The following is a 15,590-nucleotide window of genomic DNA, read 5'->3' on the forward strand; positions in this document are numbered from 1 at the left end:
GCTATTCCGGCGAATCCTGCTGCGCTATATAGGTTGATACCGTTTTATGGGGCAATGCAGAAACGCCGTATAAGCACACAAACCAGGCAACCACGTAGATAATCTTTTCATCCCATCCGACGGGGACGAACCAGGCTCCGACCATAAGTAAACCGACTGACAGCAACAGTACAAGGCGGCACAGTGAAGCAAAGCCATCGTCAGCCTCTTTTTGCCGCCTCGTACGCTGATGGGCTAAAATCGCGAACATGCCCATCACCAGAACGCTCAAAAAATAGCCTTTTCCGCTGAAGAGCGGACAGGTGCGCCAGATACCCACCAGATAAACCAGCGCCCCAATGGACATCAATAACCCTGGAATAATATTATTTTTCATGAGGACTCCCTGGCAAAAGACAGCCCCCATTGTGTACTGGTAGCAGGTGATTATCCGCACTTTTCGCATCCGAAACGACAAATTCGGAATATATAAATACAAGCGATAACTAAATGAATTTAAAAGCATTCATGGGATGAATCTCGCCCCATCAACAGGGGCGAAAATATCAGGACATCAACGGTAAAAGCTGCTGATAAATCTGTCGGAAGGTCTCCCGACGGGGGGCATAGCGGGCAAAACGTTCGGCGTCCGGACGATGAGCCTGTTCCAGCGGGAGCTGCGGCAGCAAATCGGAGAAAGCGACGTTTTGATGCAACGCCAGCTGCGCCAGCCGCGCCGCGCCAAGGGCTGGTCCGACATCGCCACCGGTGCGAAAATCAAGCTGCTGGCCGCTAATATCCGCCAGCATTTGCCGCCAGTACGCGCTTCGCGCACCGCCGCCGATCAACGTTACGCTTTGCGGTTTGACGCCGCAGGCGTGAACCACATCCATACCGTCCGCCAGAGCATAGCCAACCCCCTCCAGCACAGCCCGCGCCAGTTCCGCCGGACCATGTTGATGAGTCAGGCCGAAAAAGACGCCTTTCGCCTGCGGATTATTATGCGGCGTACGTTCGCCGGAGAGATAAGGCAGAAACCAGACCGGATCGGCATTGTCGTTGGCTGATTCCGCCGCTGCAATCAGCGCCGGAACCGTGCCGAGACCGGTTAATGTCGCAGCCCAATCGAGACAGGAAGCCGCGCTCAGCATCACCGACATCAGGTGCCAGCGGCCAGGCAGGGCGTGGCAAAAACTGTGAACAGCGCTTTCCGGTTTGCTAAGAAAGCCGTCGCTAACGGCAAAATAGACGCCCGAAGTCCCCAGCGACAGCATCGCCTGGCCAGCATCCGCCATGCCCACGCCCACCGCGCCCGCCGCGTTATCACCGCCGCCAGCGACCACCAGCGCTTCCGGCATATTCCACGCCTGGGCAACGGCCGGGCGCAGCGAGCCCGTCACTTCGCAGCCTTCGAACAGCGCGGGCATATTATCGCGGCTCAGACCGCAGGCGGCCAGCATCTCATCACTCCAGTCGCGCCGCGCCACGTCCATCCACATCGTTCCGGCGGCATCTGACATATCGCTGGCAAATTCGCCAGTCATACGTAAACGTAAATAATCCTTTGGCAACAGTACTTTATCAACCTGACTGAAAGTCTCGGGCTCATGACGTTGCACCCACAGCAGCTTCGGCGCGGTAAATCCCGGCATCATCAGGTTACCGGTGATCTGCCGCGAACGGCTAACTTTCTCTTCCAGCAGCGCGCACTCTTCGCCGCAGCGACCATCGTTCCACAAAATCGCCGGACGCAGGACGCGCTGTTGCTTATCGAGCAGCGTCGCGCCGTGCATCTGTCCAGCAATACCCAGTGCTTTCACTGCGCGCAGAGAGTGCTGTGCGCCCAGCGCTTTCATCGCGCTGTCCGTCGCCAACCACCAGTGCTCTGGGTCTTGTTCAGACCATAAAGGATGCGGACGCGACACGTTGAGCTTTTCGGTATGCGAAGCCACTACCTCACCCTGCTCGTTGAGCAGAATGGCCTTAACGCCCGAAGTACCCAGATCAATCCCGATATACATTCAGCCTCTCCTTACTGGCGCCTCTGTTAGAGTTAATGCCCGGGCCAGCCGGGCATCATCATTAGTTATCAAAGAGGTAGCGGTTCACTACGTTTTCAAGCAGTTCCTGATGGCCGCTCTGGTGCTGCGGTGCCAGATTATGCTGTGTGGCATACTGAGCTATGTCTGCCAGATTCATCTGGCCTTTGAGGATTTGCTGACCTAACTCGCCGTTCCACCCGGCATAGCGTTTGGCAACGCGCTTATCCAGCTCACCGCCTTCAATCATACGAGCAGCGACTTTCAACGCCAGCGCCATAGTATCCATCGCGCCGATATGGCCGTAAAACAGGTCGTATTTGTCGGTACTCTGACGACGCACTTTAGCATCAAAGTTCAGGCCGCCGGTGGTGAAACCGCCCGCTTTAAGGATTTCATACATTACCAGCGCGTTCTCTTCAACGCTGTTCGGGAACTGGTCGGTATCCCAGCCCAGCTGCGGGTCGCCGCGGTTCGCATCAACGGAACCAAACAAGCCGAGGGCGATCGCGGTAGCAATTTCGTGATGGAACGTGTGGCCAGCCAGCGTCGCGTGGTTCGCTTCGATATTCAGCTTGATCTCTTTTTCCAGACCGAACTGTTTCAGGAAGCCATACACGGTAGATGCGTCGTAATCGTACTGGTGCTTGGTTGGCTCCTGCGGTTTTGGTTCAATCAACAGCGTGCCCTGGAAACCAATTTTGTGCTTATGCTCAACGACCAGCTGCATAAAGCGGCCAATCTGTTCGCGCTCCTGACGCAGGTCGGTATTCAGCAGGGTTTCATAACCTTCACGACCGCCCCACAGGACATAGTTTTCACCCCCCAGTCTGTGGGTCGCATCCATCGCGGTGACTACCTGAGTCGCCGCCCAGCTGAACACTTCCGGATCCGGATTAGTCGCCGCACCCGCACCGTAACGCGGGTTAGTGAAGCAGTTCGCGGTACCCCACAGCAGCTTGACGCCGCTCTGCTGCTGTTTTTCCGCCAGTACATCAACCATTTGTGCGAAGTTATTAGCATATTCTTTCAACGATGCCCCTTCAGGAGAAACGTCAACATCGTGGAAGCAGTAGTACGGCACATTCAGTTTGTGGAAAAACTCAAACGCAACGTCGGCTTTACGTTTCGCCATTTCCATCGCTTCGCCCGGTTGCTGCCATGGGCGATTAAAGGATCCCACGCCAAACATATCAGCACCATTCCAGCAGAAGGTGTGCCAGTAGCAGGCCGCAAAGCGCAAGTGGTCTTCCATTCGTTTGCCCAGAACCAGCTCATCCGGATTGTAATGACGGAAAGCCAATGGGTTAGCGGATTTCGGGCCTTCATAACGAACGCGATCGAGCTGATCAAAATAGGTCTGCATAATGAACTCCATATTCAGGGATGCGGCGAGTAAATAAGTCATGACCCAATATAGAATTCTCTTTTTAGTTTCCTCAATTACGTTATTTCACACCGTGATTGAGAGAATCCACAAACGTGCGCCAGGTCGCAAAAATAATACATCAAAGTAACCATTGCTCTGCTTACGCCTCGAAAAATCAATGAAATACGATGATAAATAATTATTAAAGTACGATCGCGGTCATAAATTAACAAATAAACAAAATTTCATAACAGCAAAATAAGCATAGATAATTGCCAGCGCTCGTTTCCCTGTTAAAAATCTGCTACGTATCAGGCTGTTTATTTTTATCGTTCGTCTTATCCTGCACTTTACAATAAAGGTGTTATTATTATGAAGATAAAGAACCTTTGCCTAACGCTCTGCGCTTCACTCCTCCTCACCAGTCTCTCGGGCATGGCTAAAGAAGTTAAAATTGGCATGGCGATTGACGACCTGCGACTGGAACGCTGGCAAAAAGATCGCGATATTTTTGTCAATAAAGCTGAATCATTAGGTGCAAAAGTATTCGTTCAGTCTGCCAACGGCAACGAAGAAACACAAATGTCGCAAATCGAAAATATGATCAATCGCGGCGTCGACGTTTTGGTGATTATTCCCTATAACGGCCAGGTACTGAGCAATGTTATCAAAGAGGCCAAACAGGAGGGAATTAAAGTTCTCGCCTACGATCGTCTTATCAATAACGCTGATATTGATTTTTATATTTCTTTTAATAATGAAAAAGTCGGTGAAATGCAGGCACAAAGCCTGGTCGATAAAGTACCTCAGGGTAACTATTTCCTGATGGGCGGCTCGCCAGTAGATAATAACGCCAAGCTTTTCCGCGCCGGACAAATGAAAGTCCTTAAGCCCTATATTGATGACGGAAAAATTAAAGTCGTCGGCGATCAGTGGGTCGACGGATGGTTACCAGAAAATGCGTTGAAAATTATGGAAAACGCCCTGACCGCCAACAATAACAAAATCGATGCGGTCGTCGCCTCCAACGATGCCACCGCCGGTGGCGCTATTCAGGCCTTAAGCGCTCAGGGGCTCGCAGGCAAAGTGGCGATTTCCGGTCAGGATGCCGATCTTGCCGGCGTGAAACGTATTATCGCCGGCACCCAAACGATGACCGTTTATAAACCTATCACTACGCTTGCCACTACCGCGGCAGAGATCGCCGTTGAGCTGGGTAACGATAAGCAGCCGCAGTCCGACGCCACGCTCAACAACGGCCTTAAAGACGTGCCTTCCCGCCTGTTGACGCCTATCGAAGTCAATAAAGACAACATTGACCAGACGGTGATCAAAGACGGTTTCCACAAAAAAAGCGAACTGTAATTTCTGACGCCCCCTCTTCCGGGGGCGTTACCCCATCCAGCCGGATATCGCTTATGCGGAGCCTCTATGTCCTGGTTACTCGAAATGAAAAACATTACTAAAACCTTCGGCACGGTGAAGGCGATTGATAATGTCAGTCTGCGGCTTAACGCCGGTGAAGTGGTCTCGCTGTGCGGAGAAAACGGTTCCGGAAAATCGACTCTTATGAAGGTACTGTGCGGAATATACCCGCACGGTAGCTATGATGGAGAGATTATTTTTTCCGGGGAAACTTTGCAGCCTGGCCATATTCGCGATACCGAGCGTAAAGGGATTGCCATCATTCATCAGGAACTGGCGCTGGTAAAACATCTGACCGTTCTGGAGAATATTTTTCTCGGCACCGAGATCTCCCGCTACGGTCTGCTGGATTATGAAACCATGACCCTGCGCTGTGAGAAGCTGCTGGCTCAGGTTAATTTATCCATTTCGCCAGATACTCGCGTTGGGGATTTGGGCCTCGGCCAGCAGCAGCTGGTTGAAATAGCCAAAGCGCTGAATAAACAGGTACGGCTGTTAATTCTCGATGAACCCACCGCCTCATTAACGGAGCAAGAGACGGCAATTCTGCTGAACATCATTCGCGATCTGCAAAATCACGGTATTGCCTGCATTTACATTTCCCACAAGCTCAATGAAGTCAAAGCTATCTCTGACACCGTCTGCGTAATCCGCGATGGGCAGCATATCGGTACCCGCAGCGCTGACGGCATGGATGAAGATGACATTATCACCATGATGGTAGGCCGCGAGCTAACCGCCCTCTATCCGAACGAAGCCCACAGCTGCGGCGATGAAATCCTGCGAGTAGAGAATCTAACTGCCTGGCACCCGGTGAATCGCCATATTAAGCGAGTCAATGACGTTTCATTCTCGCTGCGACGCGGCGAAATTCTGGGAATTGCCGGGCTGGTCGGCGCGGGCCGAACCGAGGCGGTACAGTGTCTTTTTGGCGTCTGGCCGGGCCGCTGGCAGGGTAAAATTTTTATTGATGGCCAGCAGGTGACGATTCAAAACTGCCAGCAGGCCATCGCGCAGGGCATCGCCATGGTGCCGGAAGACAGAAAAAAAGACGGTATCGTGCCGGTGATGGCGGTGGGTAAAAACATCACCCTCGCCGCGTTAAATCAGTTTACCGGCCCGCTGAGCAGCCTTGACGATGCCGGAGAGCAGCACTGTATCCAGCAATCCATTCAGCGTTTGAAGATCAAAACCTCATCGCCGGAGCTGGCGATTGGTCGCCTGAGCGGCGGCAATCAGCAAAAGGCGATTCTCGCCCGCTGCCTGCTGCTGAATCCGCGCATCCTGATTCTTGATGAACCCACCCGCGGCATCGATATCGGTGCCAAATACGAAATCTATAAGTTAATTAACCAGCTGGTGCAGCAGGGGATCGCCGTCATTGTCATTTCATCCGAACTGCCCGAAGTCCTGGGGCTGAGCGACCGGGTGCTGGTAATGCATGAAGGAAAACTGAAGGCCAATTTGGTCAATCAGGGTCTGACCCAGGAAAAGGTGATGGAAGCCGCACTGAGGAGCGAACGCCATGTCGAAGAACACGTCGTCTGAAATGAAACTCACCCCACCAGCCCCTGGCGCGCTGACAGGGCTGAAAGGGATAAATCTCCAGGTATTTGTGATGATTGCCGCTATCGTGGCCATTATGCTGTTTTTCACCTGGACTACCGAAGGCGCTTACCTGAGCGCGCGTAATATCTCCAACCTGCTGCGTCAGACCGCCATTACCGGCATTCTCGCGGTCGGTATGGTGTTTGTGATTATTTCCGCCGAGATCGACCTCTCCGTCGGCTCAATGATGGGCCTGCTCGGCGGCGCTGCGGCGATTTTTGACGTCTGGTTCGGCTGGCCGTTACCGCTGACGATTGTGGTTACGCTGGCCCTGGGTCTGCTGCTGGGGGCCTGGAACGGTTGGTGGGTCGCCTACCGTAAAGTCCCGTCGTTTATCGTAACGCTTGCCGGCATGCTGGCATTTCGCGGCATTCTGATAGGCATCACTAATGGCACTACCGTCTCCCCGACCAGTCCGGCTATGTCGCAAATTGGCCAAAGCTATCTGCCTGATGGTATTGGCTTTGGCATCGGCGTGGTGGGTATGGCGGCCTTTATCGTCTGGCAATGGCGCGGCCGTATGCGACGCCAGTCCCTTGGGCTTTCCACGCCAGCATCCGCTTCAACCGTAGGGCGCCAGACGATTACCGCCGTTATTGTGCTGGGAGCCATCTGGCTGTTAAACGACTATCGCGGCGTTCCAACGCCGGTACTTATTCTCGCAGCACTGCTGCTGGCAGGCATGTTCATGGCCACCCGTACCGCCTTTGGGCGACGCATCTACGCCATCGGCGGCAATCTGGAAGCCGCGCGTTTATCCGGCATCAGCGTGGAACGCACCAAGCTGGCGGTGTTTGCCATTAACGGCCTGATGGTGGCTATCGCCGGGCTAATTCTCAGCTCACGCCTGGGAGCTGGCTCCCCTTCCGCCGGTAACATTGCCGAACTGGACGCTATCGCCGCCTGCGTGATCGGTGGTACCAGCCTTGCCGGCGGTATAGGCAGCGTCGCGGGCGCAGTAATGGGCGCTTTTATCATGTCCGCGCTGGACAACGGCATGAGCATGATGGACGTCGCCACCTTCTGGCAGTACATCGTTAAAGGAGTCATTTTATTGCTGGCGGTGTGGATGGATTCAGCAACTAAACGTCGAAACTGAGGACCGTGAAAAAAAATGCCCGAATTATTTGCGCTACCGCCAAACTTAGACACAAGTAGCTTGAAATAAACCGGGCATTGGCCGGTATTGTATGGCCTGCCAGAAAGACCAGGAACAACACTATGTTTGAAAAGCGTCACCGTATTACGCTGTTATTTAACGCCAACAAGGCCTACGACCGTCAGGTCGTTGAGGGCGTTGGCGAATATCTACAAGCATCGCAATTGGAATGGGATATCTTCATCGAGGAAGATTTTCGGGCGCGAATTGAAAACATCAAGGACTGGTTAGGCGACGGCGTTATTGCCGATTACGACGATCCGGAAATTGAAAACCTGCTGATCGACGTTAATGTTCCGATTGTCGGCGTCGGTGGCTCTTTCCATCGCCCTGAATGCTATCCCCCAGTACACTATATCGCCACCGATAACGCCGCTCTGGTTGAGAGCGCTTTCCTGCATCTGAAGGAAAAAGGCATCAACCGCTTCGCTTTTTACGGCCTGCCAACTTCCAGCTGTAAGGGCTGGGCCGCCGAGCGCGAACATGCGTTTTGCCAGCTGGTCGCCAGAGAGAAGTATCGCGGCGTGGTGTATCAGGGCCTCGAGACGGCGCCAGAAAACTGGCAGCATGCGCAAAATCGCCTTGCCGACTGGCTGCAAACTCTGCCGCCGCAAACCGGCATTATCGCCGTCACCGACGCCCGTGCGCGCCACGTCTTACAGGCCTGTGAGCTACTGCACATCCCGGTGCCGGAAAAACTGTGCGTTATCGGCATTGATAACGAAGAGCTCACCCGCTACCTGTCGCGCGTGGCGCTGTCATCAGTTGCCCAGGGAACACGTCAGATGGGCTACCAGGCGGCAAAGCTGCTGCACCGCCTGCTGGAGAAAGAAGAGTTACCGCTCCAGCGCCAGCTGATCCCACCGATGCGCGTGATAGAGCGCCGTTCCACCGACTACCGCTCGCTCACCGATCCATCGGTTATTCAGGCAATGCACTATATTCGCAACCACGCCTGTAAAGGGATTAAAGTTGAACAGGTACTGGATGCCGTTGGCATTTCTCGCTCAAATCTGGAAAAGCGCTTTAAAGAGGAAGTGGGCGAGACCATACATACGGTAATTCATAGCGAGAAGCTGGAAAAAGCGCGCAGCCTGCTGGTCTCGACCACGCTATCGATTAACGAAATCTCCCAAATGTGCGGTTATCCATCGCTGCAGTATTTCTATTCGGTGTTTAAGAAAGAGTACGACGTGACGCCGAAGGAGTACCGCGATCGGCACAGTGAAGTGATGATGTAAAGCGCAAAGAAAAATGCCCGGGCTTGCGCGCCGGGCATTCATAAAAACATGTATGAGCAATTACATGTGTGCAGCAATCAACCGCTGGTTATCCTGATACATCGCGAAGAGATAGTTGTTATAGCTCGACCCTTTGGTCGAATAGCCCTTCAGCTTATGAATCATTGTGCTGGCGGTCACTTCCTGATCGGCTTTACGCAGCTGCGCACGCGATTTACGGAACGATGAATAGGCCGGATGCGTATTCAGGTTTCTCACGTAGGCCTGAACGGACTGTTCCACAGAATCAAACTGGGAGTAACCCTTCACCGCGCCGCGGCAGTTTCCACCGCCACACTTCATACCAAACAGATTGTTGTTAACGCGCGCCAGCTTTGACGTTCCCCAACCGCTTTCCGCCGCCGCCATGGTAGCTACCATGCTGTTCGGGATAATATCCACGCGCTCAAGCAACGAGTTCCATGGAATATGGCGAGTATTGCCGGACCATTTCACTTTGTAGCGAGAGGCGAGCTCTTTCAGGCGCGCACGCTCCGAAGGTGACCAACGCGCATCGTACTGCTTGGAAACCAGCCAGTTACGATCGGCAGTAATCACCTGATTCTGTTTCGTAATATAAGGCATTACCGTCCGGAGAAACGCTTTTTTCCTTGGTGTCCCGGAAGGGTATTTTCGCAAATCAGGAAGTGAACTGCTCTTTACACTATTGCGAGAATACTCTTGTTTACTGCTTACCTTGCTTACTTTATCGGTACTTTTCTTTTTAACAATTGGGGCTTTATGACTCGTTGTTGCCGTGTGTGTTGTTGCCAGCACACTACCTGAAAATATACAGGTAAGTAACATGAGTATCGCGGCCCCATATCGTCGAATGGGAGTCGATATCATTAGGTCTCCTGGTCGGATGCAATCATTGCAACGCCTTGTTTTTCACAAAAAATCGATAGTTGAATCGCGAATAGTATCAAAAATACCCAGATGACGCACCCACAGAAATAGTCCAATTCCGAAAAGCTGTCCTCTGAAATCGGTTTCTGCGGCATTACAACAGCTCAAAAATGCGACAAAAATCTCATTTCGCGCTCATTTTTTGAACGCGATCACTCACCCTTATTCATCCTCCCTCGAAAAGCGCAGCCGGGATGAGTTCATTAGAGGAGCAGACGCGCAAACTGAACAAAATACCGTACACAGGACTCCGGAATGAAACTCGCTGCGCTTGCATCGCTGCTGTTGCCTGGGATGGCCTTCGCCGCCTGGACTACCGCAGATTTCCCCGCCTTTACCGAAGAAGGCACCGGCAGATTTATCAGTCAGAACGAGGTGGCAAAGGGTACTCGCCCTCTGCGAATTAATTTTGACCAACAGTGCTGGCAGCCCGCTGGCGCGATCAAGCTTAACCAGATGCTATCTATGGAGCCCTGCCGCGACTCTGCGCCGCAGTGGCGCGTCTTCCGCGATGGCCGTTATAACCTGGAAGTCGATACCCGCTCGGGTACGCCAACTCTGATGGTCTCCCTGGTAGAGACACAGACTGCCGCCGCCGCGCCGCAGATTCAGCAATGCCCGAAATGGGATGGCAAACCGCTGACCATTGACGTCAGTAAATCATTTGCTGAAGGCAGTAAAGTTCGCGACTTCTACAGCGGCAATATTGCTACCGTAAGCGGCGGTAAAATTACCCTTCAACCGGCCTTTAACAGCAATGGTCTACTGCTGCTTGAGCGCGCGGAAACGCAGGCCGCCGCGCCCTTCGACTGGCATAACGCCACCGTCTATTTTGTCCTGACCGATCGCTTTGTTAACGGCAACCCGGCCAACGACAATAGCTATGGCCGCCATAAAGACGGCATGGAGGAAATCGGCACCTTCCACGGCGGCGACCTGCAGGGGCTGACCAGTAAACTTGATTATCTTCAGCAGCTCGGGGTCAACGCGCTCTGGATCAGCTCACCGCTGGAGCAAATTCACGGCTGGGTTGGCGGCGGTACGAAAGGCGATTTTCCGCATTACGCCTATCACGGCTATTACACCCAGGACTGGACGAAGCTCGATGCCAATATGGGGACGGAAGACGATCTGCGTCGACTCGTGGATGAAGCCCACAAGCGCGGGATCCGTATTCTGTTCGACATTGTAATGAACCATACCGGCTACGCGACCCTGGCCGATATGCAGGCGTTTCAGTTTGGTTCTCTGTACATTCAGGGCGATGAGCTGAAAAAGACCCTCGGAGAGCGCTGGACCGACTGGAAGCCCCGCGCCGGTCAGAGCTGGCACAGCTTTAACGACTACATCAACTTCAGCGATAAAGCCGGTTGGGAGAAATGGTGGGGTAAAAAATGGATCCGCACCGACATTGGCGACTACGACAACCCCGGTTTTGACGACCTGACCATGTCGCTGGCGTTCCTGCCGGATCTGAAAACTGAATCCACAGAGCCATCCGGTCTGCCGAACTTCTATCGCCATAAGCCGGATAGCGCGGCTAAAGAGATCCCCGGCTACACGCCGCGCGATTATTTGACCCACTGGCTGAGCCAATGGGTGCGTGATTACGGCATCGACGGTTTCCGCGTCGATACCGCTAAGCACGTTGAGCAGGCCGCCTGGCTACAGTTAAAAACCCAGGCTACAGAAGCGCTGGCCGAATGGAAAAAAGCGAATCCGGATAAAGCGCTGGATAGCGCGCCTTTCTGGATGACCGGCGAAGCCTGGGGCCACGGCGTGATGCAGAGTGATTACTATCGCCACGGCTTTGATGCAATGCTCAACTTTGATTATCAGGACCAGGCGGCAAAAGCGACCAGTTGCCTGGCAAATATGGACCTGATCTGGCAACAAATGGCGGAGAAGCTCCAGGACTTCAACGTTTTAAGCTATCTCTCCTCACACGACACCAGCCTGTTCCGTAAGGGCGGCAGTACGGCGGCGGAACTGCTGCTGCTCGCGCCTGGCGCAGTGCAGATCTTCTATGGCGACGAATCCTCACGACCGTTCGGCCCGACCGGCTCCGATCCGCTTCAGGGCACGCGTTCGGATATGAACTGGCAGGACGTCAACGGTAAAGCCGCGCATAACGTAACCCACTGGGAGAAACTGGGCCAGTTCCGCGCCCGTCATCCGGCCATTGGCATGGGTAAACAAACCACGCTATCGATGGCGAAAGGCTACGGCTTTATCCGCGAGAGCGGTGATGACAAAGTGATGGTGGTATGGGCGGGACAGCAATAGCTTTCTGACGCAAGGCTCCCCCGGCTTCCGGGGGAGTCATATCAGGATAAACGTCCAAAAAACCCACATCTTGCAGCATAAAAACAAAATTTCTTTCTGATACCTCGATTTGCACCCTGCCTGTGCTGGCGTTATGGTTACCCACTTTCCTGGGATACCGACAGACTAATCGCGATGACATTTTCACTTTTTGGCGACAAATTTACCCGTCATTCGGGCATAACCCGCTTGATGGAAGACCTTAATGACGGCCTGCGCACGCCGGGCGCCATCATGCTGGGCGGCGGTAATCCCGCACAGATTCCTGAAATGAATGATTACTTTCATAACCTGCTGAACGATATGCTAAATAACGGCAAAGCCCTTGATGCGCTTTGCAATTATGATGGTCCGCAGGGTAAAAGCGAGCTGCTGAGCCTGCTGGCGCGAATGCTGCGCGAAGAACTGGGGTGGGAGATAGAACCACAGAATATTGCACTGACAAACGGCAGCCAGAGCGCGTTTTTCTACTTGTTTAACCTCTTCGCAGGCCGTCGTGCGGATGGAACCACCCGTAAAGTGCTGTTTCCGTTGACACCCGAGTACATAGGCTACGCCGATTCCGGCCTCGAAGAAGACCTGTTTGTCGCCACTCGCCCGAACATCGAGCTGCTGCCTGAGGGCCAGTTTAAATACCACGTGGATTTCGAACATTTACAGGTAACGGACGAAACGGGCATGATCTGCGTTTCCCGTCCCACTAACCCCACCGGTAACGTGATAACCGACGATGAGCTAATCAAGCTGGATGCGCTGGCTAACCAGCACGGCATCCCGCTGGTTATCGATAATGCCTATGGCGTTCCGTTCCCGGGGATTATTTTCAGCGACGCCCGACCGCTGTGGAATCCGAATATTGTCCTGTGTATGAGCCTCTCCAAGCTCGGCCTGCCGGGCAGCCGCTGCGGAATTATCGTCGCCAATGAAAAAATCATCACCGCCATCAGTAATATGAACGGCATTATCAGCCTCGCTCCTGGAGGAATGGGGCCTGCGATAATGTGTGAGATGATTAAACGTAACGACCTGCTGCGCCTGTCAGAAACGGTGATTAAGCCGTTCTATTTCCAGCGCGTACAGGAAACTATCGCCATTATTCGCCGCTATCTGCCGGAAGATCGCTGCCTGATTCATAAGCCGGAAGGGGCGATTTTCCTCTGGCTATGGTTTAAAGATCTGCCGATTTCTACCGAGCTGCTGTATCAGCGTCTGAAAAAACGCGGCGTACTGATGGTACCGGGCGATTATTTCTTTCCTGGACTGGATAAGCCGTGGCCGCACACGCATCAATGCATGCGTATGAACTACGTGCCGGATCCGCAGAAGATTGAAGCGGGCGTGAAGATTCTCGCCGAAGAAGTTGAACGCGCATGGAGTGAACAGCGCGCGTAATAAGCACGCGCCAGAGGCCCGAATAAGCCAGGGCTATTCCCGGCTCGCGCTGCGCTTAGCCGGGGAGATTCGGGGCCTGATGAACTGCTGCTGTTTTCTTCCCGGCTCGCGCTGCGCTTAGCCGGGCTACCAGGTCACAGCCCTCTGCGGGCCGGTAGCCCGGACAAGGCGCGTTAAGCGCCGCCTCCGGGGAGATACGGGGCCTGATGAACTGCTGCTGTTCTCTTCCCGGCTCGCGCTGCGCTTAGCGGGCTACCAGGTCACAGCCCTCTGCGGGCCAGTAGCCCGGACAAGGCGCGTTAAGCGCCACCTCCGGGGATATCCGGAGCCTGAAGAACTGCTGCTGTTTTCTTCCCGGCTCGCGCTGCGCTTAGCCGGGCTACCAGGTCACAGCCCTCTGCGGGCCGGTAGCCCGGACAAGGCGCGTTAAGCGCCGCCTCCGGGAAGATGCGGAGCCTGAAGAACTGCTGCTGTTTTCTTCCCGGCTCGCGCTGCGCTTAACCGTGCTACCAGGTCACAGCCCTCTGTGGGCCAGTAGCCCGGACAAGGCACGTTAAGCGCCGCCTCCGGGGAGACAGGCTAGATCGCCAGCGCCATTCTCTGGCGACGTTCAGCGGCCATTCTCTCCAGCTCCATCGGCTCCATGCAGTACAGCGCCTGAGTCGGGCACGCCGCCACGCACGCCGGGCCTTCCTCGCGATGGCTGCACAAATCGCACTTCAGCGCCTGTACCCCATCATCCACCAGCACCACGGTCATCGCGCCATAGGGACAGGCCACCATACAGCTTTTGCATCCGATGCAGCGCCGCTGATCTACGCGCCAGACTGAGTTTTCACGGCGGATAGCGCCCTCAGGACACACATTGGCGCAGGGAGCGTCCTCACACTGTCGGCACAGCGTTGCTGTTGAAAGATCATCGCTTTTCACCACTCGTATCCGCGGCGCAAAGCGCGCAGCTGACACGCCAGAACAATCCTGACTCTGCTGATGGGACACCACGCAGGCGACTTCACAGGTACGGCAACCAATGCACTTTTGCGCATCCGCGATAATAAACCGGTTCATCCTTGCTCCAATGGGGATAAAAACGCAGAGTGCCAGAAAAAACCGCTTCCGCGCCTTGATCCTGAATGGAGTCAGCGGCTTTTTTGGCATATGCGGTACAAAATTTATTCCTTATACCGAATTAATATGTTCCTTGCAGTAACGGCGCTTCCACGCTGCAGGCGTCAGGCTGGTGTGCTTGCGGAAAATTTTACGGAAATAGCCCACGTCGTTAAAACCGCATTTCATCGCCACCTCGGTAAGCGACAGGAAATCGCTGATAAGCAGCTTTTCCGCCGCCCTCACCCGCTGGCGGTGCAGCGCTTCGGTTAGAGTTAGACGAAAAGCATGTCGATAAACCCGCCCCAGATAATCGGCGTTGCAGTGCAGTTCCCGCGCCAGCGTTGAGGCGGAAATAGGTAGATGAAACTGGGTATGAATGATTTGCTGTGCTCTCCACGCCAGCGCGTTGCCGGGGCTATCGGTAGGCTGTTCATTTGCCGCCGCCGAGATTTGCTGCAAAATCAGCAGCAGGATTAATTCCAGCGCTACGCTACGATGAATATTTTCCTGCTCACGTAAGAACTGGCGAAACAGCGAAATAATATACTGCGGTTCATTAACTCGCGTGTGTTGTGGAATAGAAAGCAGCGAACCGCCTTCAGCAGAGGTCACTTCAAAATGCAGCCAGTAGAATTTTAAATCTGCCGGAAATTGTCCGATCCCAACGTGTAATCGCTGTGGCCAGAGCAGCAAACTTTCCCCGGCATTAACGCTAAAAACGTTGTTGTTTTCGCGAATCGTTAATGTCCCTTTTTCCACAAAGATTATTTCCCAGGAGTGAAGCTGGCGCGCTGGATGGCTACCGATACCACGAGAAATAAACAACCCCCATTTTGCACCTTAATCGGAAGTGACATGGACAATTCAAGCATAGACATTCAATATTCCGCTTTTAATATCATTAATAACTCCTGTTAACTTTGATTATTCACGATAAAATAGCCGCCTGCTGGATCGAAATCACATTTTTACCATCAGGTCGGAATCGTCCTCTT

General features: G+C 53.7%; 11 protein-coding genes and 1 pseudogene. 6 read left to right on the forward strand and 6 right to left on the reverse strand.

Annotation, left to right across the window (positions count from 1 at the left end):
* Position 1: 1 nt before the first annotated feature.
* The 3 genes from yiaB to xylA form a co-directional block, all read right to left on the reverse strand.
* A complete protein-coding gene (yiaB, locus tag GJ746_RS24325; RefSeq protein ID WP_154682461.1) occupies positions 2 to 376 on the reverse strand; it encodes an inner membrane protein YiaB in 375 nt (124 codons plus the stop codon).
* A 169-nt stretch (positions 377 to 545) separates the two neighbouring features.
* The gene (gene xylB, locus GJ746_RS24330) at positions 546 to 2,000 is read right to left on the reverse strand and encodes a xylulokinase (RefSeq protein WP_154682462.1); all 1,455 of its coding nucleotides are present in this window, start codon (positions 1,998 to 2,000) and stop codon (positions 546 to 548) included.
* 61 nt (positions 2,001 to 2,061) lie between these two features.
* A complete protein-coding gene (xylA, locus tag GJ746_RS24335) occupies positions 2,062 to 3,384 on the reverse strand; it encodes a xylose isomerase (RefSeq protein WP_154682463.1) in 1,323 nt (440 codons plus the stop codon).
* A gap of 375 nt (positions 3,385 to 3,759) precedes the next feature.
* On the opposite strand from xylA, the gene xylF reads away from it, so the two are divergent.
* The 4 genes from xylF (at position 3,760) to xylR (ending at position 8,820) form a co-directional block, all read left to right on the forward strand.
* A complete protein-coding gene (xylF, locus tag GJ746_RS24340; protein WP_154682464.1) occupies positions 3,760 to 4,752 on the forward strand; it encodes a D-xylose ABC transporter substrate-binding protein in 993 nt (330 codons plus the stop codon).
* Positions 4,753 to 4,818: 66 nt separating this feature from the next.
* A complete protein-coding gene (locus GJ746_RS24345; RefSeq protein ID WP_154682465.1) occupies positions 4,819 to 6,360 on the forward strand; it encodes a xylose ABC transporter ATP-binding protein in 1,542 nt (513 codons plus the stop codon).
* A complete protein-coding gene (xylH, locus tag GJ746_RS24350; protein ID WP_154682466.1) occupies positions 6,338 to 7,519 on the forward strand; it encodes a xylose ABC transporter permease XylH in 1,182 nt (393 codons plus the stop codon). The genes GJ746_RS24345 and xylH overlap by 23 nt, the downstream gene beginning before the upstream one ends.
* A gap of 122 nt (positions 7,520 to 7,641) precedes the next feature.
* Positions 7,642 to 8,820, forward strand: coding sequence for a D-xylose utilization transcriptional activator XylR (xylR, locus tag GJ746_RS24355; RefSeq protein WP_154682467.1), 1,179 nt, complete (start codon positions 7,642 to 7,644; stop codon positions 8,818 to 8,820).
* A gap of 60 nt (positions 8,821 to 8,880) precedes the next feature.
* On the opposite strand, the gene GJ746_RS24360 is transcribed toward xylR, so the two are convergent.
* Positions 8,881 to 9,708: a protein bax gene (locus GJ746_RS24360; RefSeq protein ID WP_154682468.1), complete on the reverse strand. Its 828-nt coding sequence runs from the start codon at positions 9,706 to 9,708 to the stop codon at positions 8,881 to 8,883.
* Positions 9,709 to 10,023: 315 nt separating this feature from the next.
* On the opposite strand from GJ746_RS24360, the gene GJ746_RS24365 reads away from it, so the two are divergent.
* Together GJ746_RS24365 and avtA are read left to right on the forward strand one after the other, a co-directional pair.
* The gene (locus GJ746_RS24365) at positions 10,024 to 12,054 is read left to right on the forward strand and encodes an alpha-amylase (protein WP_154682469.1); all 2,031 of its coding nucleotides are present in this window, start codon (positions 10,024 to 10,026) and stop codon (positions 12,052 to 12,054) included.
* Between the two features lie 174 nt (positions 12,055 to 12,228).
* Positions 12,229 to 13,485 carry a valine--pyruvate transaminase gene (gene avtA / locus GJ746_RS24370; RefSeq protein WP_154682470.1) on the forward strand — a complete coding sequence of 419 codons (1,257 nt, stop codon included), beginning with the start codon at positions 12,229 to 12,231 and terminating at the stop codon, positions 13,483 to 13,485.
* A 579-nt stretch (positions 13,486 to 14,064) separates the two neighbouring features.
* Here avtA and GJ746_RS24375 read toward each other — a convergent pair.
* Both GJ746_RS24375 and GJ746_RS24380 read right to left on the reverse strand, forming a co-directional pair.
* The gene (locus tag GJ746_RS24375) at positions 14,065 to 14,553 is read right to left on the reverse strand and encodes a 4Fe-4S binding protein (protein WP_154682471.1); all 489 of its coding nucleotides are present in this window, start codon (positions 14,551 to 14,553) and stop codon (positions 14,065 to 14,067) included.
* Between the two features lie 111 nt (positions 14,554 to 14,664).
* Positions 14,665 to 15,467, reverse strand: a pseudogene (locus GJ746_RS24380) (helix-turn-helix domain-containing protein).
* Positions 15,468 to 15,590: the final 123 nt, after the last annotated feature.

The organism is Klebsiella oxytoca (genome assembly GCF_009707385.1).
Lineage (GTDB): Bacteria > Pseudomonadota > Gammaproteobacteria > Enterobacterales > Enterobacteriaceae > Klebsiella > Klebsiella oxytoca_C.

What these genes read in the sequence shown, in the direction of transcription:
- xylR (WP_154682467.1), top strand. Translation starts at nt 7,642, where the DNA reads ATGTTTGAAAAGCGTCACCGTATTACGCTGTTATTTAACGCCAACAAG.
- GJ746_RS24345 (WP_154682465.1), top strand. Translation starts at nt 4,819, where the DNA reads ATGTCCTGGTTACTCGAAATGAAAAACATTACTAAAACCTTCGGCACG.
- avtA (WP_154682470.1), top strand. Translation starts at nt 12,229, where the DNA reads ATGACATTTTCACTTTTTGGCGACAAATTTACCCGTCATTCGGGCATA.
- yiaB (WP_154682461.1), bottom strand. Translation starts at nt 376, where the DNA reads ATGAAAAATAATATTATTCCAGGGTTATTGATGTCCATTGGGGCGCTG.
- GJ746_RS24360 (WP_154682468.1), bottom strand. Translation starts at nt 9,708, where the DNA reads ATGATATCGACTCCCATTCGACGATATGGGGCCGCGATACTCATGTTA.
- xylH (WP_154682466.1), top strand. Translation starts at nt 6,338, where the DNA reads ATGTCGAAGAACACGTCGTCTGAAATGAAACTCACCCCACCAGCCCCT.
- GJ746_RS24375 (WP_154682471.1), bottom strand. Translation starts at nt 14,553, where the DNA reads ATGAACCGGTTTATTATCGCGGATGCGCAAAAGTGCATTGGTTGCCGT.
- GJ746_RS24365 (WP_154682469.1), top strand. Translation starts at nt 10,024, where the DNA reads ATGAAACTCGCTGCGCTTGCATCGCTGCTGTTGCCTGGGATGGCCTTC.
- xylA (WP_154682463.1), bottom strand. Translation starts at nt 3,384, where the DNA reads ATGCAGACCTATTTTGATCAGCTCGATCGCGTTCGTTATGAAGGCCCG.
- xylB (WP_154682462.1), bottom strand. Translation starts at nt 2,000, where the DNA reads ATGTATATCGGGATTGATCTGGGTACTTCGGGCGTTAAGGCCATTCTG.
- xylF (WP_154682464.1), top strand. Translation starts at nt 3,760, where the DNA reads ATGAAGATAAAGAACCTTTGCCTAACGCTCTGCGCTTCACTCCTCCTC.